This window comes from Alishewanella sp. SMS8 (genome assembly GCF_030737935.1).
Taxonomy (GTDB): Bacteria; Pseudomonadota; Gammaproteobacteria; order Enterobacterales; family Alteromonadaceae; genus Alishewanella; species Alishewanella maricola.
Map to the genome: position 1 here is coordinate 133,041 of NZ_JAPJEA010000004.1, position 24,583 is coordinate 157,623.

General features: G+C 43.4%; 31 protein-coding genes. 3 read left to right on the forward strand and 28 right to left on the reverse strand.

The genetic code is table 11. The features are described 5' to 3' along the window. The first annotated feature begins 219 nt into the window (after positions 1 to 219). A complete protein-coding gene (gene sbcB / locus ORJ01_RS13505; protein ID WP_306178483.1) occupies positions 220 to 1,653 on the forward strand; it encodes an exodeoxyribonuclease I in 1,434 nt (477 codons plus the stop codon). A gap of 48 nt (positions 1,654 to 1,701) precedes the next feature. On the opposite strand, the gene ORJ01_RS13510 is transcribed toward sbcB, so the two are convergent. The 23 genes from ORJ01_RS13510 to ORJ01_RS13620 all read right to left on the reverse strand — a co-directional run bounded on the left by ORJ01_RS13510 (position 1,702) and on the right by ORJ01_RS13620 (position 20,051). Further along, on the reverse strand, positions 1,702 to 2,112 hold the full coding sequence (locus ORJ01_RS13510) for an N-acetyltransferase (protein ID WP_306178550.1): 411 nt from the start codon (positions 2,110 to 2,112) through the stop codon (positions 1,702 to 1,704). Positions 2,113 to 2,273: 161 nt separating this feature from the next. Further along, positions 2,274 to 2,519, reverse strand: coding sequence for a DUF6868 family protein (locus ORJ01_RS13515; RefSeq protein ID WP_306178484.1), 246 nt, complete (start codon positions 2,517 to 2,519; stop codon positions 2,274 to 2,276). A 121-nt stretch (positions 2,520 to 2,640) separates the two neighbouring features. Beyond that, positions 2,641 to 3,036, reverse strand: a complete 396-nt coding sequence (locus ORJ01_RS13520) for an ACT domain-containing protein (RefSeq protein ID WP_306178486.1) — start codon at positions 3,034 to 3,036, stop codon at positions 2,641 to 2,643. Between the two features lie 210 nt (positions 3,037 to 3,246). Next, on the reverse strand, positions 3,247 to 4,176 hold the full coding sequence (locus ORJ01_RS13525) for an exopolyphosphatase (RefSeq protein ID WP_306178488.1): 930 nt from the start codon (positions 4,174 to 4,176) through the stop codon (positions 3,247 to 3,249). Between the two features lie 480 nt (positions 4,177 to 4,656). Then, positions 4,657 to 5,862: a cation:proton antiporter gene (locus tag ORJ01_RS13530; protein ID WP_306178489.1), complete on the reverse strand. Its 1,206-nt coding sequence runs from the start codon at positions 5,860 to 5,862 to the stop codon at positions 4,657 to 4,659. A 115-nt stretch (positions 5,863 to 5,977) separates the two neighbouring features. Further along, positions 5,978 to 6,208: a LapA family protein gene (locus ORJ01_RS13535; RefSeq protein ID WP_306178490.1), complete on the reverse strand. Its 231-nt coding sequence runs from the start codon at positions 6,206 to 6,208 to the stop codon at positions 5,978 to 5,980. A gap of 84 nt (positions 6,209 to 6,292) precedes the next feature. After that, complete coding sequence (locus ORJ01_RS13540) at positions 6,293 to 6,631, reverse strand: zinc ribbon domain-containing protein YjdM (protein ID WP_306178491.1); 339 nt, start codon at positions 6,629 to 6,631, stop codon at positions 6,293 to 6,295. A gap of 216 nt (positions 6,632 to 6,847) precedes the next feature. Further along, positions 6,848 to 7,264 (reverse strand): VOC family protein, encoded by a 417-nt coding sequence (locus tag ORJ01_RS13545; RefSeq protein ID WP_306178492.1) that lies wholly within the window; start codon positions 7,262 to 7,264, stop codon positions 6,848 to 6,850. A 108-nt stretch (positions 7,265 to 7,372) separates the two neighbouring features. After that, positions 7,373 to 7,969, reverse strand: coding sequence for a glutathione S-transferase family protein (locus ORJ01_RS13550; protein ID WP_306178493.1), 597 nt, complete (start codon positions 7,967 to 7,969; stop codon positions 7,373 to 7,375). A gap of 2 nt (positions 7,970 to 7,971) precedes the next feature. Then, entirely contained in the window at positions 7,972 to 9,201 is a 1,230-nt protein-coding gene (locus tag ORJ01_RS13555; RefSeq protein ID WP_306178494.1) for a serine hydrolase, read from the reverse strand. Between the two features lie 300 nt (positions 9,202 to 9,501). Continuing rightward, complete coding sequence (locus ORJ01_RS13560; RefSeq protein WP_306178495.1) at positions 9,502 to 10,872, reverse strand: DEAD/DEAH box helicase; 1,371 nt, start codon at positions 10,870 to 10,872, stop codon at positions 9,502 to 9,504. 286 nt (positions 10,873 to 11,158) lie between these two features. Then, on the reverse strand, positions 11,159 to 11,461 hold the full coding sequence (locus ORJ01_RS13565; protein ID WP_229585763.1) for a DUF6172 family protein: 303 nt from the start codon (positions 11,459 to 11,461) through the stop codon (positions 11,159 to 11,161). A 225-nt stretch (positions 11,462 to 11,686) separates the two neighbouring features. Further along, complete coding sequence (locus ORJ01_RS13570) at positions 11,687 to 12,115, reverse strand: PH domain-containing protein (protein WP_306178496.1); 429 nt, start codon at positions 12,113 to 12,115, stop codon at positions 11,687 to 11,689. A gap of 85 nt (positions 12,116 to 12,200) precedes the next feature. Continuing rightward, on the reverse strand, positions 12,201 to 12,518 hold the full coding sequence (gene sugE / locus ORJ01_RS13575) for a quaternary ammonium compound efflux SMR transporter SugE (protein ID WP_306178497.1): 318 nt from the start codon (positions 12,516 to 12,518) through the stop codon (positions 12,201 to 12,203). Positions 12,519 to 12,651: 133 nt separating this feature from the next. Then, on the reverse strand, positions 12,652 to 13,446 hold the full coding sequence (locus ORJ01_RS13580; RefSeq protein ID WP_306178498.1) for a hypothetical protein: 795 nt from the start codon (positions 13,444 to 13,446) through the stop codon (positions 12,652 to 12,654). A gap of 39 nt (positions 13,447 to 13,485) precedes the next feature. Next, entirely contained in the window at positions 13,486 to 13,752 is a 267-nt protein-coding gene (locus ORJ01_RS13585) for a hypothetical protein (protein ID WP_226752131.1), read from the reverse strand. Between the two features lie 250 nt (positions 13,753 to 14,002). Beyond that, positions 14,003 to 15,190, reverse strand: coding sequence for a lipopolysaccharide assembly protein LapB (locus tag ORJ01_RS13590; protein WP_306178499.1), 1,188 nt, complete (start codon positions 15,188 to 15,190; stop codon positions 14,003 to 14,005). 430 nt (positions 15,191 to 15,620) lie between these two features. Further along, positions 15,621 to 16,181 carry a hypothetical protein gene (locus ORJ01_RS13595; protein WP_306178501.1) on the reverse strand — a complete coding sequence of 187 codons (561 nt, stop codon included), beginning with the start codon at positions 16,179 to 16,181 and terminating at the stop codon, positions 15,621 to 15,623. A 327-nt stretch (positions 16,182 to 16,508) separates the two neighbouring features. Continuing rightward, positions 16,509 to 16,847: a carbon starvation protein CstA gene (locus ORJ01_RS13600; protein WP_306178502.1), complete on the reverse strand. Its 339-nt coding sequence runs from the start codon at positions 16,845 to 16,847 to the stop codon at positions 16,509 to 16,511. Between the two features lie 467 nt (positions 16,848 to 17,314). Beyond that, complete coding sequence (locus ORJ01_RS13605) at positions 17,315 to 17,728, reverse strand: hypothetical protein (protein ID WP_306178503.1); 414 nt, start codon at positions 17,726 to 17,728, stop codon at positions 17,315 to 17,317. A 126-nt stretch (positions 17,729 to 17,854) separates the two neighbouring features. Continuing rightward, on the reverse strand, positions 17,855 to 18,328 hold the full coding sequence (locus ORJ01_RS13610) for a hypothetical protein (RefSeq protein WP_306178504.1): 474 nt from the start codon (positions 18,326 to 18,328) through the stop codon (positions 17,855 to 17,857). A 97-nt stretch (positions 18,329 to 18,425) separates the two neighbouring features. Further along, on the reverse strand, positions 18,426 to 19,151 hold the full coding sequence (locus ORJ01_RS13615) for a hypothetical protein (protein WP_306178505.1): 726 nt from the start codon (positions 19,149 to 19,151) through the stop codon (positions 18,426 to 18,428). A gap of 375 nt (positions 19,152 to 19,526) precedes the next feature. Further along, the gene (locus ORJ01_RS13620; protein WP_306178506.1) at positions 19,527 to 20,051 is read right to left on the reverse strand and encodes a hypothetical protein; all 525 of its coding nucleotides are present in this window, start codon (positions 20,049 to 20,051) and stop codon (positions 19,527 to 19,529) included. Between the two features lie 577 nt (positions 20,052 to 20,628). Between ORJ01_RS13620 and ORJ01_RS13625 the strand changes: the two genes are divergently transcribed. Both ORJ01_RS13625 and ORJ01_RS13630 read left to right on the forward strand, forming a co-directional pair. Continuing rightward, on the forward strand, positions 20,629 to 20,871 hold the full coding sequence (locus tag ORJ01_RS13625) for a type II toxin-antitoxin system ParD family antitoxin (RefSeq protein ID WP_189484258.1): 243 nt from the start codon (positions 20,629 to 20,631) through the stop codon (positions 20,869 to 20,871). After that, complete coding sequence (locus ORJ01_RS13630) at positions 20,868 to 21,167, forward strand: type II toxin-antitoxin system RelE/ParE family toxin (protein ID WP_306178508.1); 300 nt, start codon at positions 20,868 to 20,870, stop codon at positions 21,165 to 21,167. Before ORJ01_RS13625 ends, ORJ01_RS13630 begins: the two co-directional genes overlap by 4 nt. 511 nt (positions 21,168 to 21,678) lie before the next feature. Here the strand turns inward: ORJ01_RS13630 and ORJ01_RS13635 are convergent. From ORJ01_RS13635 to ORJ01_RS13655, 5 genes are all read right to left on the reverse strand, one after another. Then, complete coding sequence (locus tag ORJ01_RS13635) at positions 21,679 to 21,885, reverse strand: hypothetical protein (protein WP_306178509.1); 207 nt, start codon at positions 21,883 to 21,885, stop codon at positions 21,679 to 21,681. A 169-nt stretch (positions 21,886 to 22,054) separates the two neighbouring features. Continuing rightward, positions 22,055 to 22,489: a hypothetical protein gene (locus ORJ01_RS13640; protein ID WP_306178510.1), complete on the reverse strand. Its 435-nt coding sequence runs from the start codon at positions 22,487 to 22,489 to the stop codon at positions 22,055 to 22,057. 91 nt (positions 22,490 to 22,580) lie between these two features. Continuing rightward, positions 22,581 to 22,922 carry a hypothetical protein gene (locus ORJ01_RS13645; protein WP_036546291.1) on the reverse strand — a complete coding sequence of 114 codons (342 nt, stop codon included), beginning with the start codon at positions 22,920 to 22,922 and terminating at the stop codon, positions 22,581 to 22,583. Between the two features lie 620 nt (positions 22,923 to 23,542). Then, positions 23,543 to 23,965 carry a hypothetical protein gene (locus ORJ01_RS13650; protein WP_306178511.1) on the reverse strand — a complete coding sequence of 141 codons (423 nt, stop codon included), beginning with the start codon at positions 23,963 to 23,965 and terminating at the stop codon, positions 23,543 to 23,545. 101 nt (positions 23,966 to 24,066) lie between these two features. Next, positions 24,067 to 24,543, reverse strand: coding sequence for a DUF4265 domain-containing protein (locus ORJ01_RS13655; RefSeq protein ID WP_306178512.1), 477 nt, complete (start codon positions 24,541 to 24,543; stop codon positions 24,067 to 24,069). Positions 24,544 to 24,583: the final 40 nt, after the last annotated feature.

A 24,583-nucleotide genomic window follows, 5' to 3' on the forward strand; every position in this document is an offset into this window, starting at 1 on the left:
ACTTACAGAACCGATCATCAATAACAAAATTTGTTAGTAAAACCGGAACCTACCAACATAAATCAAGCATTTACAAAGTATAAGCATAACAGAGATTTCGACATTCAACCTGATTGTAAAAAAATTAACTGCTGCAGCTTTTAGCGAAGCCAGTTATTTTACGGTATGATCACATCATCTTAAGTTGCAGCTTCGCTGCTCTGATAAAAAAGGTCTGGCATGACTGATTCGCCGAGTTTTTATTTTTATGATTACGAAACCTGGGGCGCCGATCCTAAGCGCGATCGCCCCTCGCAGTTTGCCGGTATTCGAACAGATTTAGCCTTAGATGAAATCGCTAAACCGGACATGTGGTATTGCCAATTGGCGCCTGATTATTTACCGCACCCGGCTGCCGCGTTAATCACTGGCCTGACCCCACAACTCTGTAATCAAAAAGGCTTACCCGAAAATGCCTTTATGCAGCAGATCTTAGCACGTTTTAGCCAAGCCAATACCTGCGTGTTAGGCTACAACAGCCTGCGTTTTGACGATGAAGTAACACGTTACAGTTTATATCGTAATTTCTTTGAGCCTTATGGCCGTGAATGGCAGCAAGGCAATAGCCGTTGGGATTTAATTGATGTGGTGCGCGCCTGTTATGCTTTGCGCCCAGACGGCATTGTTTGGCCACAAAAAGAAGATGGTAGCCCCAGCTTTAAATTAGAAGAATTAAGTAAAGCTAATAACTTAAGCCATGCTAATGCGCATGATGCCCTCTCTGACGTATATGCCACCATTGGTTTAGCCAAACTGATTAAACAACAACAACCCAAGTTGTTTCAGTACCTCTATGAACTGCGCAAAAAACAAAAAGTAGCAGAGTTGATTGATGTTGCAGCTTTAACCCCCCTGGTGCATGTGTCATCAAAATTTCCAGCCACGCAAGGCTGTGTTAGTTGGATTGTGCCACTTGCCTTTCACCCTACTAATAAAAACGCGGTTATTTGTTTTAACTTACAGCACGATCCTCGCCCTTTGCTAACGGACAATTTAGCCACACTGCAAGAAAAGCTGTATAAAAAAACCGTTGATCTGGCTGAGGGTGAACAACGGCTGGGCTTAAAATTAGTGCATTTAAACAAATGCCCTGTGCTAGCCAATGCCAAAACACTCACGGTAGAACGTGCCACAGAGTTGGGCATCGACCGTGCCACCTGTTTAGCGAATTTAGACTGGATCAGGCAACATAAACAAGTGCAACAAACTGTGGTGGATTTGTATCAATTACCCCATGAGTATGCTGTAGAGACTAACCCGGATTATCAATTGTATAGTGGCTTTCTTAGTGATGCTGACAAACAAAAAATGCAGCAATTACAACAGATGTCAGCTGAGGCGTTAGCGGCCAATCCACCCATATTTTCTGAAGATCGCCTTAATCGTTTATTATTTTTATATCGTGCTCGTAATTATCCGTTGACCTTAACTGAGGCCGAGCAACAAAAATGGCGCCGATATTGCTCAGATAAGCTGTTACATGGTGAAGATAACCCCAACTTAACCTTTGAACAGTTTACGTTGGCCTTAGAACATCTTGTCGAATTACACAGTGGCGATGAGAAAAAAATCGCCTTATTAAAATCCTTGTATCGTTATGTTGAAGCGCTCTAATGCCCATAGCGATGGCTTAATACTGCCGTGGCGGGCATTTCACTTTAACTACAAGGTTTTTGTCATAAAGTATTTCTCGCCACCGGCAAACGGATAATCTGCTTGGGTCCACTCTACGCGATAACCTTGGCGCTGATAAAACGGGCGCGCCTGAAAGTTTAGCGTATCTAAAATGACATAACGACAGCCTCGCGCTTTCGCAATCGCTTCGGCCTCAGCCAACATTGCTCGTCCGATCCCTTGTTGTCGCAGCGAAGCATCTAACCAAAACGACTCTAAATAAAACCAATTGCCAAAAGTACGACCGGCTAACGCCGCTAATAACTCGCCGTTATGGCCAACCTGCTTTAACCCCAGTGGTTGCCGCTGACTGGCATCCCAATGCAGCGCGTTAAATTCAATAATTTTTTGTTTTGCGATTTCAGCAAAGGCATCGTTGTGTTCACAAATAAAGGACATAGGTTCTGATATTCGTTCAGTAGGATTATGACTGCAGTATGCCAAGGCTGCCGCTTTTGGCAAAGTGGCACAGCGGCTGATCATCAAATTATGTTGCTGCAATCAGCCGATACACCTTGCGATGTATTCATTATCAAGCCGCAACGAATGCGTGTTGGCCCCTAAAAGCCCATAATTTTTAACGCCAGATAAGGTGCAACGAAAAACGTCAGCGTTATCACCTTATACTGGCTTAAAAAAGCATAAAACTTGAGTTGTAAAGCGGTGGCATCTAAGTCAAAAAATTTTTGATGTAAGGCGACGGCAAGATTGCGTCCTAACATCAGCATCATTGAAACGAAGCTTAAATAGGCCAAATTCAGCAAAGTTGCCCAACCGAGCAACTCTGTAAGCTGGGATAACGTCATACCGATGCTCCTTGTTAACGACAGTGATCGGGCGTTACCCCCTCATCCTGAGCAAGCAGCCCGAAGTCAAAAACGGTGTTGCGGGATCTCAAGCATAAGTCATTTTATCTAAACTACCAGCTTAAACCGTTAATTCGTTTAAAGCCGCTAAAGCCGCTGTCGCTTTGCTGGTTGGCACAAAAATATGATCATGGTAATAAGCCGCCATAACATTCGCACTAATGCCTTTTTCGGTTAATTTGGCGGCAACGGCAGCGGTAAGCCCCACCGCGTCTAAACTGGAAAGCACCGTTAAAGTAATTTGTTTAAAACTACTGCTGTAGGCTAAACCGGCTTGATCTGCAGTCGTTTTTTTTAACACTAAGGTTAAGCCTTCAGGTTCCAGAAAGGTCGCAAGAGGGTCGAGCGTCAAGAAATGAGCTAAAGGTTGTGTCACCGTACAAAACACCCATTCATCAGCCATGAGCTGAGGTTTCAATCCGGCCAACAATTGTTTTAATTCGACAACAGCAGTCATATATTACCTTTAAAAATAGGGAGTTATGACAATAAGCGATACCTTAGAGACGCAGGATATCCCAATTAGGTATCAGGTAAGCAAGGGACAATCGCTTGTAAAAACGGGAGATACAAAACCATGTTTTTTGTATCACCCGAAAGGAGCACTTAAACGCTGTCACAATCCAGAGGAAGAGCCAGCGTTGTTGCAGTTCAGCTTGTAAGCCGTTTAGCCATCAGCATTAATCTGTTTAATTAACGCTTGTAGAGTAGTGAGCGCTTCATTTTGTGGGATCTGACAAGTCCCCGCAGCCTGATGCCCCCCACCGCCGTATTTCAACATTAACTCACCCACATTGGTTTTTGAGCTACGATCGAAAATGGATTTACCGGTAGCAAACACAATATTTTGCTTTTTAAAGCCCCACATGACATGAATAGAAATATTGCATTCAGGGTATAAAGCATAAATCACAAACCGGTTACCGGCATGAATGATCTCTTCATCTCTTAAATCCAGCACCACCAAGTTTTTGTGCACTTTAGCACAACGACGTAACTGTTCTTTGAACAAGACATCTTGCTCAAAATACAGCTCTACCCGCTCATATACGTCAGGTAACGCCATGATTTCAGTAATGGTATGGGTTTTGCAGTAATCAATCAGATCTAACATTAAGTTATAGTTAGAAATACGGAATTCGCGGAAACGCCCCAAACCAGTACGGGCATCCATTAAGAAATTGAGTAAATCCCAACCTTGTGGATTTAACACTTGTTGCTTAGTAAATTGCGCCGAATCTCCGCGATCTACCGCTTCCATCATGTCATCCCACTCTGCCGGAAAAACATCATGGCCGCCATAATAATTCCACACGACACGCGCAGCGGAGGGGGCATCCGGCTCAATGATATGGTTATCCATTTTTTCATTACGGATAGTTTCAGAAAGGTGATGATCAAATGCCAGATGAATACCGGGTACAAATGGCAAATTGGTTGAAATATCATTGCTTGAAACTTCAATTTTGCCATCTTGCATATCTTTTGGATGTACAAAGGTAATGTCGTTAATCATATTGAGATGCTTTAATAGCACGGCACATACCAAGCCATCAAAATCACTTCTCGTGATTAAACGGTATTGTTTTTCTGACATATTTTCCTCTTCGATCTCGAATAAACGGACTAATTCTAATTAGCGCCAAAATTGTTCGGCATCCCCGCAGGCATGTTTTTTAAAGCTCAGGTCGGGGCATTGAATCGTAAACACTTTATGCTGTTCTCTATCATTACACACTGGGCGAAAAAAGCCATGCTATAAACCCGTGTAATACAAAACTTCTTTCATTTGTCGGTGAGGTTGCTGCAGTTTTAAACGATACGGACAGGTTCGAAGGCCGAGCCTTGCCGTTCAATTTACTTAAATAGGACAACAAGCTACAAGCTTTGCGCTTAACATTACAAAACAGTAATAAGCACAGCGTATTATAATCAGCCACGCTGAAAACGTAACCTAACCTCTTACGCAATATATTCCATATCGACGGCGGTTTGCAGGCTGATAACAACGGGTTTATTAACAACAGTCTTAACGCTACCAAACCGCGTATAACACTTAGCCAAAATGCTGGCGTGTTTATTTTGCTAAAGGGATGCGCCGAAGTAACACAGGTAAGCCCAGCATCGTAAATAACACCGTCATAAAACAGGCTAAAATCATAGCGCTAAACACGCTTTGGCTGACACCCGCCTCTAGGCCTTTTTGCATCACTACCATCGCAATCTCCATACGTGGCACCATACTCACGCCAAGTAACAAGGCGGCGCCAAAGCCCAAGCGAGGCCAGGCAGGTAACATCACCCCGAGTATTTTACCCAGTATAGCAAACAACACTAACACCGCCGCAGGCCAGATCAGGCCATCAAGACTACTGATCTCAAACAACATACCAAGACTGATAAAGAAAAACGGCGTTAAAAAATCGTATAAGCCATTTAATACCGGTTGCTCATGCATGGCACTGGGATCGCGTGAAAATGCTAACCCCGCAATAAAAGCCCCCACTGCCAGCGATAAACCCGACACTTCAGCTAATGCCGCAACAATAAAACCTACGGCAACCATAAAGACCACTAATTCATGCGACACGGCATTGTGCGCAATCACGCGGGTTAGCCGTGGCTCAATGTGTAATGAAAAAAACCACGCTACCACGGCAAAAGCGGTTAATAACAGCACGATATACCCAAGATTAAGGACCACATCCAAGGGTTGAATAGCGGTGCCACTGTAATACAGCGGTAACAGTGCCACTAACATAGCCACTAAACAAATGGTACTAAGATCATCTAACTCCGCAACATCGAGTAGCAAGGTGCCTTGTGGCGTGCTTAACTTACCGGCGTCAGACCATAAACTCACCGTCACGCCAACACTGGTTGCGGTAAATGCAATGGCGATAAATAAACTGGTCACTACATCTAACGACAGGATCCAATAAGCTGCAAGAAAACCTAAAGCACCACTGACGACAACATTCCAAAGCCAGATCCAAGAGGCATTAGGAAGTTGCGTACGCAAACCTTTTAAATCGGCATTAATGCCGACTTTAAACAGCAGCATAATCAACCCGGCTTCACCTAGCACGCTCAAAATAGCGCGCATTGACAAATGGCTAGTCGCCATATTGCCATTCACCACTTGTCCCACCACGATACCAATCAGCATAAACATTAACATCAGTGGGCACCATCGACGGTTCACAAACAAACGCACCAGCAATATCGCCAAGAAGATCACTCCAAGCACAAAGATGGCGTAAAAAGTATGTTGTTGCTCCATCAGCGGGCGATCCTTTTCATTGGCGAGTGCGGCAAAGTAACGCTTCGTTAGGTAAAACGGTTTAGCGCTAAGAGCGAATATAGAGGGCTTGCAGACAAACTTAAGCCGAATAAATTTAGACGGCTGTAGTCAAATCAGTGTTTTTTTTGCCCTTGCGCATAAACCAACGCGTAACCAAAACACCCAAAACAAAACCCATCAGTAATAAGAATAACATCATGAAGATACGTGACAGCGCAAAGCGCCAGAACAAGAAACTGATCTCCACAGTTTCAGTATTTTGCATCACAAAAATCACGGTGCAACTGAGCAAGATCAATAACATTATCGCTTTAAATTTTGACATAAACAGGTCATTCCTTATGATAGAACCGAATGAGGTTTGTACTGGGCTGAACCTTTGCTCATCAATGGCTAAGTCAAGTTAGCCCTAAGCTTTTTTCACAAACTCTGACTTTAATTTCATGGCACCAATACCCTCTATTTTGCAATCAATGTCATGATCGCCACTTACCAGTTTAATATTTTTTACTTTCGTACCTACCTTAACCACTAACGATGTGCCCTTCACTTTCAAATCTTTAATAACGGTAATGGTATCGCCGTCTACTAACTTATTACCATGTGCATCTTTAATATCAAGCTCATCCAACACAGCAATATCATCACGGGTTTGCCATTCATGTGCACACTCAGGACAAATGAAGAAGCCTGCATCTTCATAGGTATAAGGGGAATAACATGTCGGGCAGTTGGGTAAATCACTCATGATAGCGTTCTCAATGTCTTCATTTAGCTAATGGCATGCCAAATCTAAAGGCGTGATATACCCCCGACTTGCATCATTTAAGTTTAAAATAGCTATAGTTTACAACCTGGTGCCAGTTTACAACGGATAGCCTAATAATACTTTGATTTAAAATAGGTTTTGTACTTTTACTTGCCTTGATCTAAAGCCTGCATCTCCCTGTAAGCGTGATAAGCCCTACGCTTTAAACACCTCAGTCTCATCGCTAAATGATTTAAACTCTAATGGATTACCACTGAAATCTAATACAAACATAGTGTGTTGCTGGCCGCTTTTACCCGCATAACGCAATTGCGGTTTTACGATAAAAGTCACCTTCGCTTGTTCAAGTTTTTGCGCTAAGCTCGTAAATTGCTCGGCAGTTAATAAACAACCAAAGTGTGGGATCGGCACGGCTACGCCATCTACTTGGCCACAGTAATCCAGTGCGCTCTCTACTACACCCACATGCGCTGTTAGTTGATTACCATAAAAATCAAAATCGACCCAATGTTCGGTCGAGCGTCCTTCTGTGCAACCTAATATATCGATATAAAAAGCCCGTGTACTGGCCAGATCTTTGACTTTAAAAGCATAATGAAAAATATTACTCATAAATTACTCTGCAAATAAGATGACAAAAAAGCGTTATCGCCCAAACTAACAAGCTCGCGCGGTTTATTAACCGTTACTGTTAGCTTGCATACCACCATCAGTACCGTTTTATGCCATAGCCTTATAATGAGGCAACTGCGTTATCCGTTTTAACCATGCCTGTATAGCCGGATAAGCGGCTAAAGCAAAGCCTCCCTCATCGGCAACATGCGTATAAGCGTATAGCGAGATATCGGCAGTCGTAACTTGCGATCCAGTAAGAAAAGGCGTTTTAACTAACTGCTGTTCCAGCACCGCTAAGGCTTTATGCCCACCCTGCTGTTTCGCCGAGTACTCTGACGCTCTGTCTGCAGGTAAGCCTAAATATTTATTAATAAACCGCGCGACGGCAATATAAGGTTCATGGCTATATTGTTCAAAGAACTGCCATTGCAACACCCGAGCGTGCGCCAATGGCTCAGTGGGATAAAGCGCGCTGCCATGAGCTAAGTAATTTAAAATAGCGTTAGATTCTGACAAAGTCTGCCCGTCATTCAGCACTAACAGTGGAATTTTGCCATTGGGATTAAGCGCTAAAAAAGCGGCGGTTTTCGTATCACCTGCCAAGATATCTACCGCCTGCCATTGATGCGGGATCTGCAACAAACTACAGAGTAATTGCAGTTTATAACAGTTGCCCGATTGGCTATCACCATAAATTTTCAAGGTTAATCCTTCACGGAGTTTGAGTCGAAGTGCGCTGATAATGCCTTGAAAAAGGTGTATTCGTCTAGCCCCGCCATACCCAGCGGTTTAGATTGCGCACTCCACATAGCCACCACCAAGTTTTTATCGGGGTCGACAAACACGTACTGACCAAATATACCCTCTGCCGCATAACTGCGGCCATGCATAGGCCAAAACATATAGCCATAGTCGATAGTCTCGCCCGCGATCACTTGACGCGAGCTCGCTTGAGCCATCCAGCCTTTGGGTAAAATACGTTGCTGATTAATCACACCATCATTTAATAAAAACAAACCAAAGCGACCATAATCGCGCAAAGTGGCTGATAAACCACTGCCGCCAATTTCTAAACCCTCTGGCGATTGCAGCCACCAGTTTGCGTCTGCTTGCATGCCCATTTTCGACCAAATTTTTTCGGATAAATACTCGGCAACAGGCTTACCGGTGGCAGCGGCAACTAAAGCGCCAGCCAGTTGTGTTTCACCCGTGCTGTAATTCCAAACACTGCCGGGCGCAGCCGCGCGCGGTAATGAGGCCATCAAATCTAAAATGGCCCCAGGTTGCTGGCTTAATTGCGCTTCAAGCATGCGTCGTCGATCGGAGTTGGGATCGGTGTATGTTTCATTCCACGCTACTCCCGAGCTCATTTGCAGTAAATGTTTAACCGTTACACCCTCGTAAGCGCTACCTTTAAAGCGCGGCAGATACAGTACGATAGGATCATCAATACTGTTAATAGCACCGTCATGGATCGCCGCACCGATCAGAGTGGCGGTGATTGATTTAACGACCGACATCGACATCCAGCGGGTCTTGGCATCGTTACCCAGTGCATAGTGCTCAAATGAAATCTCACCGTTGTGAATAATTAACATGCCACTGACCCGATTGATTGAGAGCACATCAAACATGTCGTACTGTGCGCCGGCAACCTGATAACTAAAATCGGTCAGCGGTGTTTTACTCAGCGGCAACGCGCTTACCGTATCGCCACGAGCAACCGCGCGCGTCGGAAACAGCCTGTCAATATTGCGAAAGGTATTAACCTGCAGATCAGGGTAGAGCTTGCCATCATACACTTGCCGCACACTGCCAATAGGCTCCGCCGCATGACGGTAAGGCTGTTCAGTTGCGCTAAGCACACCACTTAGTAGCAACAGCGCCACACTGCAGAAGATGGTTAATTTAGCTTTAAAAAGTGACCATAACATCAGATAAACTCCCGGTTTAATCTCGCTGTTAGCAAATAACCCCAAATAGCTTGTGCCAACACTTGTTATTGCGCGTTGCTCACAGCCCGATGGCGATAACTTAGCCTAGATTAAAGCACATTCTTTAACCTTACGAAGGACTTAAAGCTATTTTACCGCCAATAACCATTTGCTCCGTCAATTGAGCACGAAGTCATCACGCTAATAACAACATCAATATTCAGCGATATAGGCCTATCAATAAAAATGCCGCCGAAGATGGGCATCTTCGGCGGCATTATTGAGTATGACAAGCGCGGTTTATTTGGTGCGTTTGCTTTGAGCGCCTGCTCTTTTTGGCTTATTGGCAGTCGCGCCACTGGATTTTTTCACACTGGCCGGTTTTACCGTATTGGCATCTGCTGGCTTGGCAGTGCGCGCTTTACTCTTCGGCTTAGCTTTGCCTGCAGCATCCATCTCAATGGTGGTTTCACTGGCTTTATTGGAGCGGCCTGACAGTACTTTGCGTGAGATACTTTTTAGTAAAGACGCGCGGTTACTAACTTCAAAACCAGGCTTGATAATGCGCTCAATCTTGGCACCAATCAGCTTTTGAATACGCTCAAGTGTTTGCTCTTCTTCACGGCTGACAAAGGATATGGCATCACCCGCCGCACCAGCGCGACCAGTACGACCAATCCGGTGCACGTAATCTTCTGGCAAGTATGGCAAGTTAAAATTCACCACATAGTCTAAGCCTTGAATATCTAAACCACGCGCTGCCACTTCGGTGGCGATCAGCACTTGTAACTTAGCCGCTTTAAAATCTGCGATGGCGCGACGTCGAGCGCCTTGGCTTTTATCGCCATGACACACTGCCGCGTCTATCTTACTCATTTGTAAGCCGGCTAATAACCGATCAGCTTGCTCTTTGGTACTGGTAAAAACCAACACCTGAAACCAGTTTTTCTCGGCTAACAATTGCTCAAACAATTCAATTTTTCGGTTCTCTTCAACCGAGTACACCACATGGTTAACCGTATCGGCGGTACTATTCACCTTTGCAACGCGAATTTGCTGATGATTGTGCAAAATCTTATGCGACAGTTCATTGACGGCTGGCGATGTCGTTGCCGAAAACAACATGGTTTGACGATGTTTTGCGGTCATTTGCATCAGCTTTAAAACATCAGTAACAAAGCCCATATCCAGCATGCGATCCGCTTCATCTAGCACTACAAACTCAACATCGCTTAATATCACGTGACCCAGCGCTAAGTGTTCCAGTAAACGACCCGGTGTGCTGATCACCATATCGATGCCGGCTTTTAACTTATTCGCTTGGCCACCCATCTTCACACCGCCATATAAGGCAGTGACTTTTAAAGTAGTGAATTGAGCATAGCCGCTGATCGCATCGGCTAATTGCTCAGCCAGCTCACGCGTTGGCGTTAAAGTTAAAGCACGAGGACGCTGTGGTGCCGTGTCTTTGGGTTTATCCAACATGCGTTGTAAAATAGGCAAGGCAAACGCCGCCGTTTTACCCGTACCGGTTTGCGCGGTTACTTGTAAATCTTTACCACGTCGTGCTGGCACTATGGCTTGCGCCTGAACCGGCGTCATGTTGGCATAACCCATTGTTTCTAAGGCGCGTTGTAACTCTGGCGCTAAATCTAAAGATGAAAATTGCATAAAGGATCCTCTGTAGAATAGCTACAGTCAAAAAATAAGAGGCGGAATATACAGTATTTTAGCGGTTTAACAGAGGATTGTTTGTTATTGCGTCAATTTTACTAAGTAAAAACGGCTGAAAGCTTGGCGTATTAAGCCAATATAACACTAATCTATCTAACCCTGCGTTAGCTAAGCACCTTAAATACTTAGCTTAAACGTGTTTGCCGCTGGCAAATCACAGCACGGACATATTACTCCCGTGCTTTTCATATCCTAGCACTCACTCAGTGCCAGTACTGGGCGTTTACTCCAGATCTTCGTCAGCACGTGGCGCGTGCTGGCAGGCTTTAGCCAATATTTCCACGTAAAAAGCGTCGAGCTGTTGCTCGACGGCCGCATCAATATGTTTATTGATTTCAGACGTAAAAATCTTTTTAGCCACGTCTTGTGTTGCGCCAAAGCGGCAATCAAAGGTCCAATAGTCAGCACCCGCTGGCAGTTGCTTGCGCCGCTCTCTGGCTAAATACTTTTTAATATCGTGTTTAATAGCGTCCACCAAACGAGCAGGTTGCAATTTTGGATGAGTTAACGCGAATGTCTTTTTCATAAATTCCTACAGAGGTACACTAAAGAGTCAAAGCTAAATATGCTTTTGGCCGCGTATTCTACATGGATGAGCGACAGATAACCGCTTCTATCTGCACTTTTTGTTAAATCTATTTGAAAACAAGACCAGCCTGCTCGCCCAAACCAAGCCATTACCATTAAAAGCTTTATTAATGACACTGCCTTGCCCAGGCTAAACCGTTAGCGATAAATGTCTTTTTGCTTATTATTGGCTAAGTGAGTTTTTATCGGCTCGAAGTAGCAACAAAGCTTCTAGAAACTGCTGTTGCTGCTTTGGCGAAATCATCAGCGAGCGACCTTGGCCATAATCAATCCGCAGTCGATCTAGTGACAACGCGGGGCTCGATAAAAGATTAATGGTTGGGGTAATGTTGCTAATTTGCACAATCGGGATTTGCCACTGAAAAGGGCCACTTTGCACCAGCAATTGCTGCTCTGTTAGGGTATAGCGAGTACTGTTAATCAGCCAAATAGGTAAACCTGTGCTTACCAGCAGCGCGAATAACGATGCGACAATATCAGCATTGTCGCCGCTATTTAAAGAATGGATGACACCATAAAGTACCGCAAGTGCTGCAGCAACCAGCACGATCCCCAGCCAAGTATCCACTTTTGATCTAAAAACCTGTGTCATATCGCTGCTCCTGCTGCTGTATTTTACAGCAGCCAAAAGGATTAAATCTCAAAGCGTCCACGTTAAGGTTTAAACGACCATGAGGTTAAACATGTGTCATTTTAAGACCCACAATACCGATACAAATGAGTGCCAAACTGGCTAATTTAAGCGCGCTAACAGACTCGCCAAACAAGAAAATACCAAGAATAACCGTACCCACCGCACCAATCCCTACCCAAACAGCATAAGCCGTACCAACGGGTAAGGTTTTTAACGCTATCCCCAGTAAGAAAAAACTGGCGATTAACGAGCACACGGTGGCGACAGTCGGCCCAAGCTTGGTAAACCCATCGGAGTATTTCAAACCAACGGCCCAAGCAATTTCCAACAGCCCAGCGACAAGTAAGACAAACCAACTCATAACAACCCCTTTTTAAAATCTGGGGTCGTCCCCGAGCACATCGAGCGGTGAGGTCGTCCTCACTTCAAGCTGTTTAGCATTTCATCATAGCACTTCACAAAAGAACCGGTGCAATAGTGCGCAAAAAATGCGGTTATACCACTGTCTTACGGTTTAAATAACCGTGTTTGAACTTAATTTGAAAATAAACCATTGTGTTATTATTTTCTAGATAAACAACCGACTTTGCTCCGTTATCGTCAGCAAAATCCGCATTCGGTAAACTTTGCAGCAAACTTATATAGAGGTTAAACCAAGTATTAGCCGTTTTCTCAGCCCCCAAAATATCGCAAATTAATTGTTTGCACGACACATTGATGACATTAAAGCTAGCACTTAATTCATGCTGAGCAATCAACATTCTTACTTGCTGCTCCATAGTATAGGCCCAATTCGCATCTTCCACCGGATCCTGTTTTATCTTGGGCTTCTGCAAAAAGTCATTGTCTTTCGCGATCTGTGATTTCATGCCCTCAGCACTGCGCTGATTAGACATATATGCATCGATTAAATCATTAAGATGGTTTTTATGCTCAGTAGACCAGTCTTCTAATGCTTGTTTAAAACCTAACACTTCTTCAGCTGTTACCCCATTATTGAATATCGCGCTGCCATGGCTAATGTCATCAACATCGGCATCAACGATTGCGGTCAATTCAGTTAACTCAGCGGTTTGCTGATTGTTAGCCGCCGCAGTTAAATGTGGATTGATGGTTGACATGGTTTCGCGCGGCTTTTCTATTGAAATAGCCGCTTTATTACTAGTATTTACATTATTGTTGTTGGATACCGTCATCACGGTTTCAGGGTTATTGATTATCGGATAAGCGACATAACCTGATACGAAGCACAGGATGCCAATAGCACTATTTATGAAGATTTTTTGCACGTTACGTCCTTGTTATAAATTGACTTAGCCTATCGATGTTTATCGATTCGGCACTTTCTGCAGTGTTTTCACAAACCACATAATATGCCCACAATCTAGGCATGCTAAGGTTGTCGCAGTTTTATTAGCCCAATCCAAACCGACAAAACTCATGCCCGCAGTATTTAATTGCGCCTGACCTTCGTGAAAGAACTCATTTTTACACTGATTGCAGGTAATTCTGTGCTCATTAATTTCGTATCGATGTGGCCCATTTTTCATGATGAGATAATCAATACCACTTTGGATTTTATTTCGAAGACTCATTGGCTTCCTTGTCAGTTTTAAGCGTTTAATAGTGAATAAGCGGTTTTGAGATTAAGATCGTAACTCATGAGGTTAAACGTTTAGTGAAGTGTTTTTGCCGCATGCTATGCTGCAACAATAAATGCGATAGATTATTTCATTAGTCTAACCGCTTTGCCATAGCGACATATAGTTAGGGCGCATCGCTGACACACCAACACAAGCATTAACATTTAAAACAAAATAGTAAACTTTAAAATAACAGATTGCACTAATTTTTTTCCATTAATAAGGTATGCAGTTTCGCCTCGTATAAACGCCGATCATGACTCTTATAGCTAAGTTCAATGGCTTTGTTCAGTGCTTTTTCTGCCGAGTTTAACCTTCCCAATTGATAATGACTTTTGGCTAAACCAAATTGCCCTTCATGCAGGTAAGGCGCGGTCTCGTTGGCTTTTTGGTAATATTTAAATGCTAGCGTGTATTGGGCGGAGGCAAAAGCTTCATCCGCCATATCAATCCAGCGATAAGGGTTGTCATCGTTAATCTCAGCAACCTTCTGCGCCAGTGCCGCCACCTCGCTATCACGCCCTTGCGACTGCAGTAGCGCCACATAGTTACTGATCACATTACCCGAGGCAAAATCATTATCTAACATAAATTTGTATAAGGTTTCGGCTTGCTTGGCATCACCAGCCCGATTAAAGGTAACGGCTAAACTGTTTAAGGTTTCTGCGTTAAAAGGATTAAAAGTTAGTCCCTGTTGCAGGGTCGAATAAGCATAATCGAGCTGGTCGTTTAGCAAGGCCTCAGCAGCGATGTTCTGATAATACATCGCCATAAAGTCATCATGCGAAATATGCTCGCCCCGAATATCCGATTCACTTGGAAAATAATCAATAATGATGCTGCGGCGTCTTAATACCATCATGCCAAGCGAAGGTTGATAATTGGGATCATAAATATAGGTTCTTACATGGGATGACAGCGTCATTAAAGAGGAATTAAGTGCATACACTGGCGCAGCATGCACAACTTGATAAGACACCTCTAAATTAACAATATCAGCCAGCGCCTTAGTAACAATCGCCAGCGTCAGGCAATTGCCGCTTTTCAATGATAATGCTTCAGAGGCTTTTAGCGTTGCCCCACGAAAACCGAATTGATGTACAAAGGCATCAAAGTAATTAAATAAGCGTAAGTGCCCCGCTATTTTGCGGTTTCTGGGATCATGATAGTAATCTAGAAAATGTTTTTTCTGAGCCTCAGTTAAGCTAAAAATCTCTGCTTCAGTGGGTACGGGTAAAAGTGTAAAGATCTCAGTATTTAAATTGGGTAACGTTAGTTGCTGTTGCTCTAAGGTTTCCTGCAGTAACGAAGCTTGCTGGTTCGCCACTGAAGAGCAGCCACCGAGAATTAAAAAACCACAAGCCGTAATTAACTTTAAACCGTTGCGCATAACATGACTCCACTTAATCGATACTAAGGCCCATTCCCTGGTACTGAAACCTTGCAAAGCTAACTGTTGCCATCTCCTCTGTTACAAGCGAATATTAAACAGATCGCACTGAGTGACATGCTAGCGTTTTTGCTTTACGTGTGAACGGCCTACTTTGCTCAATGATCTGCAGATTAATGCTCGGATTTAAACGTGTGTTTAGGTTTACACCTTAAGCGCTATTTCGCGCCTTAGCCTTGCCAACAATTCGAAATCAAGCGCACCCCATAACAAAGCTTCGCCGTTGGCTGCACGGCCCTGTTCGGCCTGCTTAGCGCAACAATTATTTTATTCATACTGAATCATGTTTTTAGAAAAACATATCCAGCCCACTCTTAGCACACTGCATTCTTTGCCGATCATGAGATTTGATAGACTTACTACGAGCTGTTCACTCATCCCAACCCAATTTTTTTCGAATACGCTTAGCCCATGCAGGTTTTTGCATCTTGTAACTATATATATTGTCAGGAACCATGATATTCGGATTGGCTAAAACAAGCGCCTCGAAAAAAGCGCGTCGATCAAACCCTCGATAATTCCCGTACATCAGTTGCTTTTGCTCTCCGTTTTTCAGCACCAGCACATTCGACAAAAAGTTTTGCTGGGCATCAGTAACTTGCTTTATTTGCGCTATGTCTGCCATCTTGACTTGCCAGCCCACATCACTAAAAGTAGGGTCAAAATAGCTTAAGGTACTTGGCGTCACGCAAACCCTAATTTGCTTATTTTCAAGCCAAAACCACAGTGCTAATCCAAGCAAAACGGCTTCAATAACCCAAATAGCGATATCCAGCACATTAAGCAGTTGTGTCAGTGCATCCTTATCACTTGTTAACTGAGGCAGATAGTGGTGAGCAGCCACATATAGAAGGAAGGCCACGCCAGCGTTGATCACAAGTAGCCGTGCTGAGGCCCGTTGTTTGCGTGTAAAAATAAAGTACGTTTTCATGTTTTTTCCTTCCCGAACATCCAGTACTTTCGCGCAACAGCCATTGCTGAGATCGCAGATGAGTATACTGCTTAGCCTGCGTATCATACCAAGATTAGCGAAATAGCAGCTTGAAAAGGCTTATTCACAATATCACCCATTAGCCGCACCTGTAGCTACCGCATACAAGTGCAGACACAACCTAAGCTAACGTGACGGTACTTCTCTTGGTTAAATGCGCTCTTCGGTTCTAAGCGTTAAAACCTCGTAATCCTCTGAGGTAACAGCCACGGCAAGGCAACGTGTTGTCATTCGAGCACCCAAAGGGCGCGTTTTTGATGGCTATCGTTAGGTGCCAAAGCTGATTTTAAACCATAAATAAGCGACATATAAAACAACAGCTATATATACGGCGGAAATCACCAGATTCAGTCTCCAAAGATTTAACCAAAAATGACCTTTAAAATAATTACGTTGTCTTACTGCGTTGTTAAACAAAGCAAATGAAGAAGGTACTAACATTAACGCAGACCAACCAAGCATGGGTAACACCATAAATATAATGCCTATTCCTGCACCTCCAGCGGAGGCTTCTGATGTTTCACCATCAATAGGGGCCAGCATCACATAACCTAAAATAAACCCTGCAATCGCAAGCATAAAACCTAAAAGTTGGAGTGTTCTCATAATCGTCCTTGGTAACTCGCGCTTTACTCAACGGAAAGTGATGAGCGCCAACGAGTTATGTTTTCGATGCAGTAACTTGTAAGCCGCCCAGCACAAGGGCCCCATTTTAAGCGCAAAAGCCCCAAAAAAAGCCACGAATCTTTTTTTAAACAGTGAGTTACGTTCCGAAGCCAAGCCCCCTAAATACTCGATTGGTGTTCCCAGTTACACCAATATATCTATTGGAAAATAAAGAACCAAGCCATTTGTGTCCGACTATCCATATTAAATAAGGCGACTTTGTTGTTTTTACGCAACAAATGGCGAGTATTCCAGCTAAAATATGAGTCAAGTCCGTAACAGGTTTAAGCACTTTCAAAGATGAAATTATTGCGGCTATAGACTTTTTGATTACTGGTATATGACGCTGCCAACACGCGCAGCGGTTGAGGTACAGGCCACGCAATGGCTGTTTGTGATTGCGCTTGTTATGCACGTTTTTTTATAAGCCAGCGAACTGGTATTCTTACTACTGTAAATGTTAAAAACCAGACCAATATCAAGCCAAAAGAAGATCCAGAAAACCCAGAATTATACAAAATTTGTTCATCGTCTTTTAACTCGAGGATGAAACCATTAGATTTTAAGTACTTTGCCATTAATGATTTACCTGCCATTTCTGCTTTAAATGCGTCACAAGAACTGTATTTTTGCAAGGTATAGTATTGTTCGCTATTTAAACTAAAGTAACCTAAATAATGTGACCACTTTTTATCTTTTTCGCAGGTAAGTAAACTACCTGCCAGATCGATGTAGCCGATATTTGAATCACTTCTGCTGTTTATAAACCATCCAATAAAAAACAGCGCTAGCACCGCCAATACAAGAAAATCAGCTTTCATTATATTGCTAAATTTGAACATGACTGGATCTCAACACACTGCAACGCTCCATTAGGAAACAAAATGTAGTTGGCTAAACTGTGGAGCTGAACCAGCCAACTGTAATTTGTCGCGCTTAATAACTTGTTAGGTGCACTTAATTACCTGCACAGGTGAATTACAATGCGCTAAGTTCCCTATTAATTCGTTATTTTCTTGATAGTTAGAACAATTACCGATATTAACAGCATAAACGCTACCATTTGGTTTTATCTCGACATCGACAAAAGATGCAACTAGCTGGTCTTCTAATTGCCGGCTCCAAGTAAAGTGATAATTGGTATTATGTGAACTTAGAAATGTTCTATCTGGCACATTAAACTTACTTGTATATGAAGTTAAAGCCATATCCTGATTTTTTATATTTATTGCCGCTGAACTTACTGTCCAAGAGAACGGCCAAGATCTCGTGATATCGACAGATATTTTGCATTCACCAAGCTTAGAAGTCCGCGATAACACAGAGACTATCTTTGCGTATTCACTATTCTTTAAACTACTTAAGCCTGCTTGGCAGAGCCAAGTAAAAAGAATAACTATTGGAATCAATTTAAGATTCATAATGGATACGCCTCACGTCCTGTGCTCCTAACACTCCGCGCATTTGCGCGAACTTCTCAGCGTCACAGGGGCCACAGGCCCCGAATGACGCAGTTTGTTAAATGCTATTGTTAGAATATTGCGAAACAATACCTAACCATGTTTTCTCGATTTCAGGGACTAACTTTTGAAATGCGGCTTTTTCCGTATTAATCCTCAAATCGTCTACTGCATCAGAAGTGCTCCAGACACTGGCAGCTTTAACTTCTTGTGCAGTTGCTTCAGAAAGACCATACAAATATTCCGTTCTAACATCGAAAAAGGCCGCAGATACCGTTGTTGTTACAGTAACTTGTTTATTTTTCAAGAAACCTAGCGAAATAACATTCAAAGGAGCGAATTTTTGTTCACCTGCATGAAACGTCGTATCAAAAGTATAGATTAAAAGAATATCTGCTTTCAGGCGTGCTGACGCTTCGCGCAACGCTTTCACAGAATCAAGATCGACTGGAAGCAAAATCCTGTTTAAAGGGGCAATACCGGCAAGTTGAGGTAATTTAGAGAGTCTGATGAAATCGTCATCAGACTCCACTTCTCTCGTCGTAATTACGCTATAACGCCCTGTACCAAAACTATTCACTTTATAAGATTGATAACCGGGAGCTTGAACTCGTGCTACCGACATATTGGCAGGAAAAGAGGCGGCGGGTTTTTTAGACATTAACTCATTGATATCTGAATCAGCTAATTGACTTAACTGAACGCTCCCTCCTGGCGTTGTATAAGAAGCGCAGCCACTCAAGGTGATAGCTAAAGATAACATTACAGCCTTGTATATTTTCATTTGAACTCCTGAACTTGAGTTTAACAGCATTTAACGCTTTGCTAATTGGCCGGAGCAGCGCAGCGTAGGCACTGCAATGGAGGCCACGTTTTTTGTGGCCAAAACGAAATTAAGCAACTTATTAGTTTTTCTTTACTTCGTTTAGCTCGTTGATTGCAAAAGATTCATTAATTAATGCAAAGCCATAATTGCCGGAAACCGCAATAACGTTGCCATACACACCAACATTCTTGAGCTCTGCGGATAAACGAACAATTCCAATTTTTCTCAGTCTCATGAAGACGCTAAAGCATTACTAAAAGGCGAATGACGTCGGCTAAAATAGTGAGTGAAACGAAAACAAGCCAACTCTTATTTATCCTTGTGAGTAATTTGTTAAGTTACAAACCGCATTGCTAGAACGATAAAAATAAGAACAAAAGCATTATTAAACATGTGGATTGATATTGTTATTAAAAATGCCTCGTGAAAGGATTTTTTTAACCAAACTAGATAACCTAATGAGTAGATAAAAAAGCTAAAGAAATTAACTACTCCTTGAATGGGAAATGATACCCCATGAAGCACAGCCCAGATCCCTGCACTTACCGCACATGTAACCAATAGTCGTTTTGTGAAAATCCTTATCAAAAGAAAAATCAATCCCATCATCATGGTTTCTACTATGGGGGCTGCCAGGAGCTTAAATATAAATTTTCTATCAGAGAAATCAAACGAGTCGGCTAATTGATTTACATTAGGAAATAACGCAGTTAAGGTGATTGCAAGCGGCAATCCTATGACCAAAACTAGAAGTCCTGCCTTAAAAATATACTTCAAGCGGCCCTGCTCATTATCAAGTAGAAATCCAAGACAGCGAATTGGACCTGTACTTTTAGATAGTGTTACCGAATTATTCACTTGCTTGTTCCTCCGCACTGAACATTTAACGTAAAGGCCCGGGCATACGCGCTAGTTTGTCAGGACCTATTTCAAGGTTATCGGTAAAACGCTAACGCCGCAAACTAGGGCGAACATAGCGAGTCCTAGCAGCCGCAGGCTGCGCTTTTTCTTGGTTTGCCTTGCTAGGTTTCACTTTTGGACAGAGCCTTACTGAGAAGAACGACCCCAACAAATGTCAGAATGAGACGAATATGTCATGAGACAAAGTGTCAGGGGACACATCGAGTTCAAACAAGAAGGAGCCGAAATACCTACCTAGAGTCACACCACCAAGCAAATATAAGTAAAAACCAGATAAAACCTTAAGGGGTTTGTCGCCTCGAGTTTTTCGAGTTGCTGCTTCCAGCTCTTTGATTGACCTTTCATATCTACTCTCGTGATACCTAACGCCCAAATTTAGCACGGAAAGCCGCGCAGCGGGTTGCCGTCGCAGCCAGCATTTTTTGCTGGCGATAAAATTTGTTTGTTATGCGTCTTGCTCATAATTCCACTTAATACCATAATTAGGTATCTTTCGGTATCCGGAGAACTACACATGGCCAAGAACACAAGCATAACTATTGGAGAACACTTTGAGGGCTTTATTGCAAGCCAGATCCAAAGTGGGCGTTACGGCTCAGCGAGTGAAGTCATTCGCTCAGCGCTGCGCTTACTCGAAAACCAAGAAACAAAACTAAACTCTCTTCGTCAACTACTTGTCGAAGGCGAACAAAGCGGTGACGCAGAATATGACCTCGATAGCTTTATCAATGAACTTGATAGTGAAAACTCTCGATGAAGCCATTTAATCTCACCGTTGCTGCTAAAACAGATTTGCGAGATATCGCATTATTCACTCAGCGTCGCTGGGGAAAAGAGCAACGAAATATCTATTTAAAACAATTTGATGATTCATTTTGGCTTTTAGCAGAAAACCCCGACATCGGTAAAACATGCGATGAAATCAGAATCGGATATCGTAATTTCCCTCAAGGTAGCCACGTCATCTTTTATCAACAGATCGGCAGTCAACAAATTAAAATCATCCGTATTCTTCATAAGAGTATGGATGTTAATCCGATACTTGGCGCATAACGCCGCAAGCAGCGGCGAGCTGGGGCCGCAGGCCCCGAATGACGCGGCTTGTTAGCTTTGTTTAGTTTGCGGTAATTAATGAAGATGTTGGCCACAAGTAAACACCGTTATTTATGTAATATGACTTTAAAACCGTCATTTTACGCATTTTGAAAATAGCAGGTACGCCGCCAAATCGTTTCTCGAAAACTGCAACGGTTTGAGTCTGCGTACACGCCAAACATAAAACTCAGAGCTGCCTTGTTTTAACTTTGCAGCTTCTTTGGTTGCAAACCTGTGAATCAAAGTTCTAAGTTGCCTCTGTGGTAAATTTTGCCACACAAGCACACGAAGCAATGGGCTACCTTTTTCCAATTTCCATATGCGATGCAGGTAGAATTACTCCGTAAAGCTAACGCCTCGGTAAGGGGCGTGAAAATGCGCAGCATTTTTTCGGCCCAGCCGAAGGCGACTTAACCGACTTGTTGTGTGCCTTGACTAAGACTGTGTTACTTGAGGCTAGATACACTGTTTAAATATCCTTCTCAAACGCAATGATGACCCCATTTGCTAGAACTGCTACCGCCACGAGTAGAGCTGTCCACCAAAAGCTAAAATCTGTGTACCAGGAAATCAGTGCACTAACCATAAAAACGATCGAAACTGAAAGCACAAAAATTTTAAGATCAATGATATTCCTGATCTTGTCTCTAAGTGATATGCGTTCATGATCGGTCATAGCAAAAGCCTAATTTGGCACATAACGCACCGCGCATGCGCGCGAACTTGTGAGCGTCGGCGTCCCAGCGACCGCAGGGAGCGCAGGGAGCGCAGGGAGCGCAGGGAGCGCAGGGAGCGCAGGGAGCGCAGGAAGCGCAGGAAGCGCAGGAAGCGAATGGTGCGCATTGTTATGTTTCATTTACTAGGGCCACTTTTAAACCCACATTGTTAATTACCGAAACCCGAGATAAGCCTTTTACAAAACGATCAAACGCGGCTGGTTCTACCTTAAATGAGAACGAAACCAAAAAACATACCTTCTGTCGGGGATAACGCGTATCTCTGGAAACAATTTGTATAGCCGCCAGTATGCGCCCGGAACTATCGATGCAAGAGAACTCAATATCGAAGTGAGACAATTGATCACGTTCACCAGAGCAAAACCGAATGCTATCCTCTCGTTTCTTGGGAAAGCCAACTAGTTGTGCGCAAAACGCTTGAAATTGGTCTTCGTTAACGTAGCAATCGGCAGTACCGGCAAAGCCGCTACTTTTGCCCTTAACTCTTAGTTTCAGCAGATCATCTATTTCGGATAATTGCTCAAATTCCAAATATTCAATCATGACTGACCTGAAACATAACGCAAAGCAAACGGGTGACAGCCGCGCAGCGGTTGGCATCCCAGCGGCCGCAGGCCGCGAGTGATGCGCCTTGTTAAGTGTTTTTGTATAGTTTTGACCATGAGTTCCAATCGTCTTCGTTACGCAGATAAACAAGCAGCGGAAGGTGCTCCATCTTATTTGGATACGGAACCGCTAACATCTCTTCGGTATAGCTGCGATGGCTCTTTGAATAATTTGCGAGGATATTGGTCAGTGCAACGCTAGCAACTTCCTTAGCTTCTTCGCTTGGCTCACCATCGAATATAAAACGCGCAACCAAGTCTTCACCGTCCTTAGACAGGCTGAATGACACTGCCCTAAAGGATGGCGCAACCTCACCCAGAAGCCCGCTTTGGGCATACAACATTAATTTTATATCGTGCTCAGTTCTCATAGACACTTAACGCTAAGCCAGGGGGTGCACGAAGCAACGCGTAGTGCATCCCACGGAGGCCACGTATTCTGTGGCCGGAGTATACTTGGGCGCATTGTTAGGCTTTTTCCCGAACCCTAGCATTCCAGACAATCTCACTTTTATACCTGCAGGACTTTTGCCTGGCCAATTATTCTGATGATGTATCAACGAGTATAAGTGCCTATCAGACTTTTACTATGCCCGCTCGCCGCCTAGCACATATCACAAGAAGCCCAACAATCACAAATGCTCCTGACAATGCGGGCATGTTAATAAAGCCCATGAACATGAAGACGAACTCCGGCATCTCAGGAAGTACCTGCCACGCGACCAACTGAAGGGCCACGGACACCAAAACCCATACCGGCAGGAGACTAAGAATCCGCCCCCAAGAAAGAGAGTAACTTTTTCTCCATATCCAGACCGCACAAGCTGCTGAGCCTATATGGACCGGAAGGCCGATAATCACAGCAATCTGTGTGAACTGCATAATTTTCAGAGGATCTTCCATATATGCCTAACGCCGCCATAAGCGGTGAGCGTTAGCGAGTCCGGTGGAGGCCACGCTTTTAGTGGCCGGAACGAATTTAAGCGGTTTGTTAGGCATTTTTTTGCTCCAGTTTTACACCCATTGTCATGGGGGGGAAGACATGCCTGATTATAATTCTGCTTTTGTTCACTAGGCCGAGGGTAATTTCATTTACAACTCCCTCTCCCAAGTAATCATTTTGAATCACTTCCTCAACTTTCATCGGAAGGCACAAAGCATTGAACGACGACTGACAATTCACTGACTCAATTTTTTCGAGTGATAACGCCATCCCAGGATACCGACCAGTAATCTCCACTTCACATGGTTTGACTTGGAATATCGTTTGATCATCAAATACTAAATTAATGTCATAACAAATCACAAAACCTTCATTAGTATCGTCTTGCCAAGCAGCATGAACCTTCTCATGGTTTTCCCCAAGACGAATTTCAACAAGGTATTTGCTATCTAAACTAATCTTTTCGTTCATGGAAATGCCTAACGCCCTGTTAAAGGGCAAAATTACGTTGGCTAAAATGTGAAGCGCAGCGAAACAAAGCCAACGTAATTTTGTCCACTTTAAACAGTTTGTTAGGCATCTTCATCCGGCTCGGCATCGAAGGACCCAGGAATATGCTCGTCACATGTTTCATAAGCAAAAATATCTTCCGCATCCCAGATATCAAACTGTTCTATTACACTTAAATAGCAAGCAGATTTACGAACATTGACAGTTAAATATGTTTCATCCCATCTTTCCAATGAACAATCCAAATTGCGAATTTTTTCGATATAAAAATCTTGTTTATCTCTATCAATTGATTTGTCAAAGATTATTCTCAGTGTGCGGTTACCGCTTCTTGTTATGACATTTTCAATTTCCAAAATGCCGTTGTCGTCTTTAAAAGCTTGTACTTCATCCTTGAAATTTAACGAGTATGCAAAGAACGGGACATTTTCAAGCCGAAAAATATTATTCCCTAGAGGCTCTGCCCACATAGACTCGCCGCCAATCATCCAATGATTGGGCAAAGATACGTGAACTTTAACTAATCCTTCGTTGCTCATTTAGATGCCTAACGCAAAGCACACGGGCGGAAAAACGCGT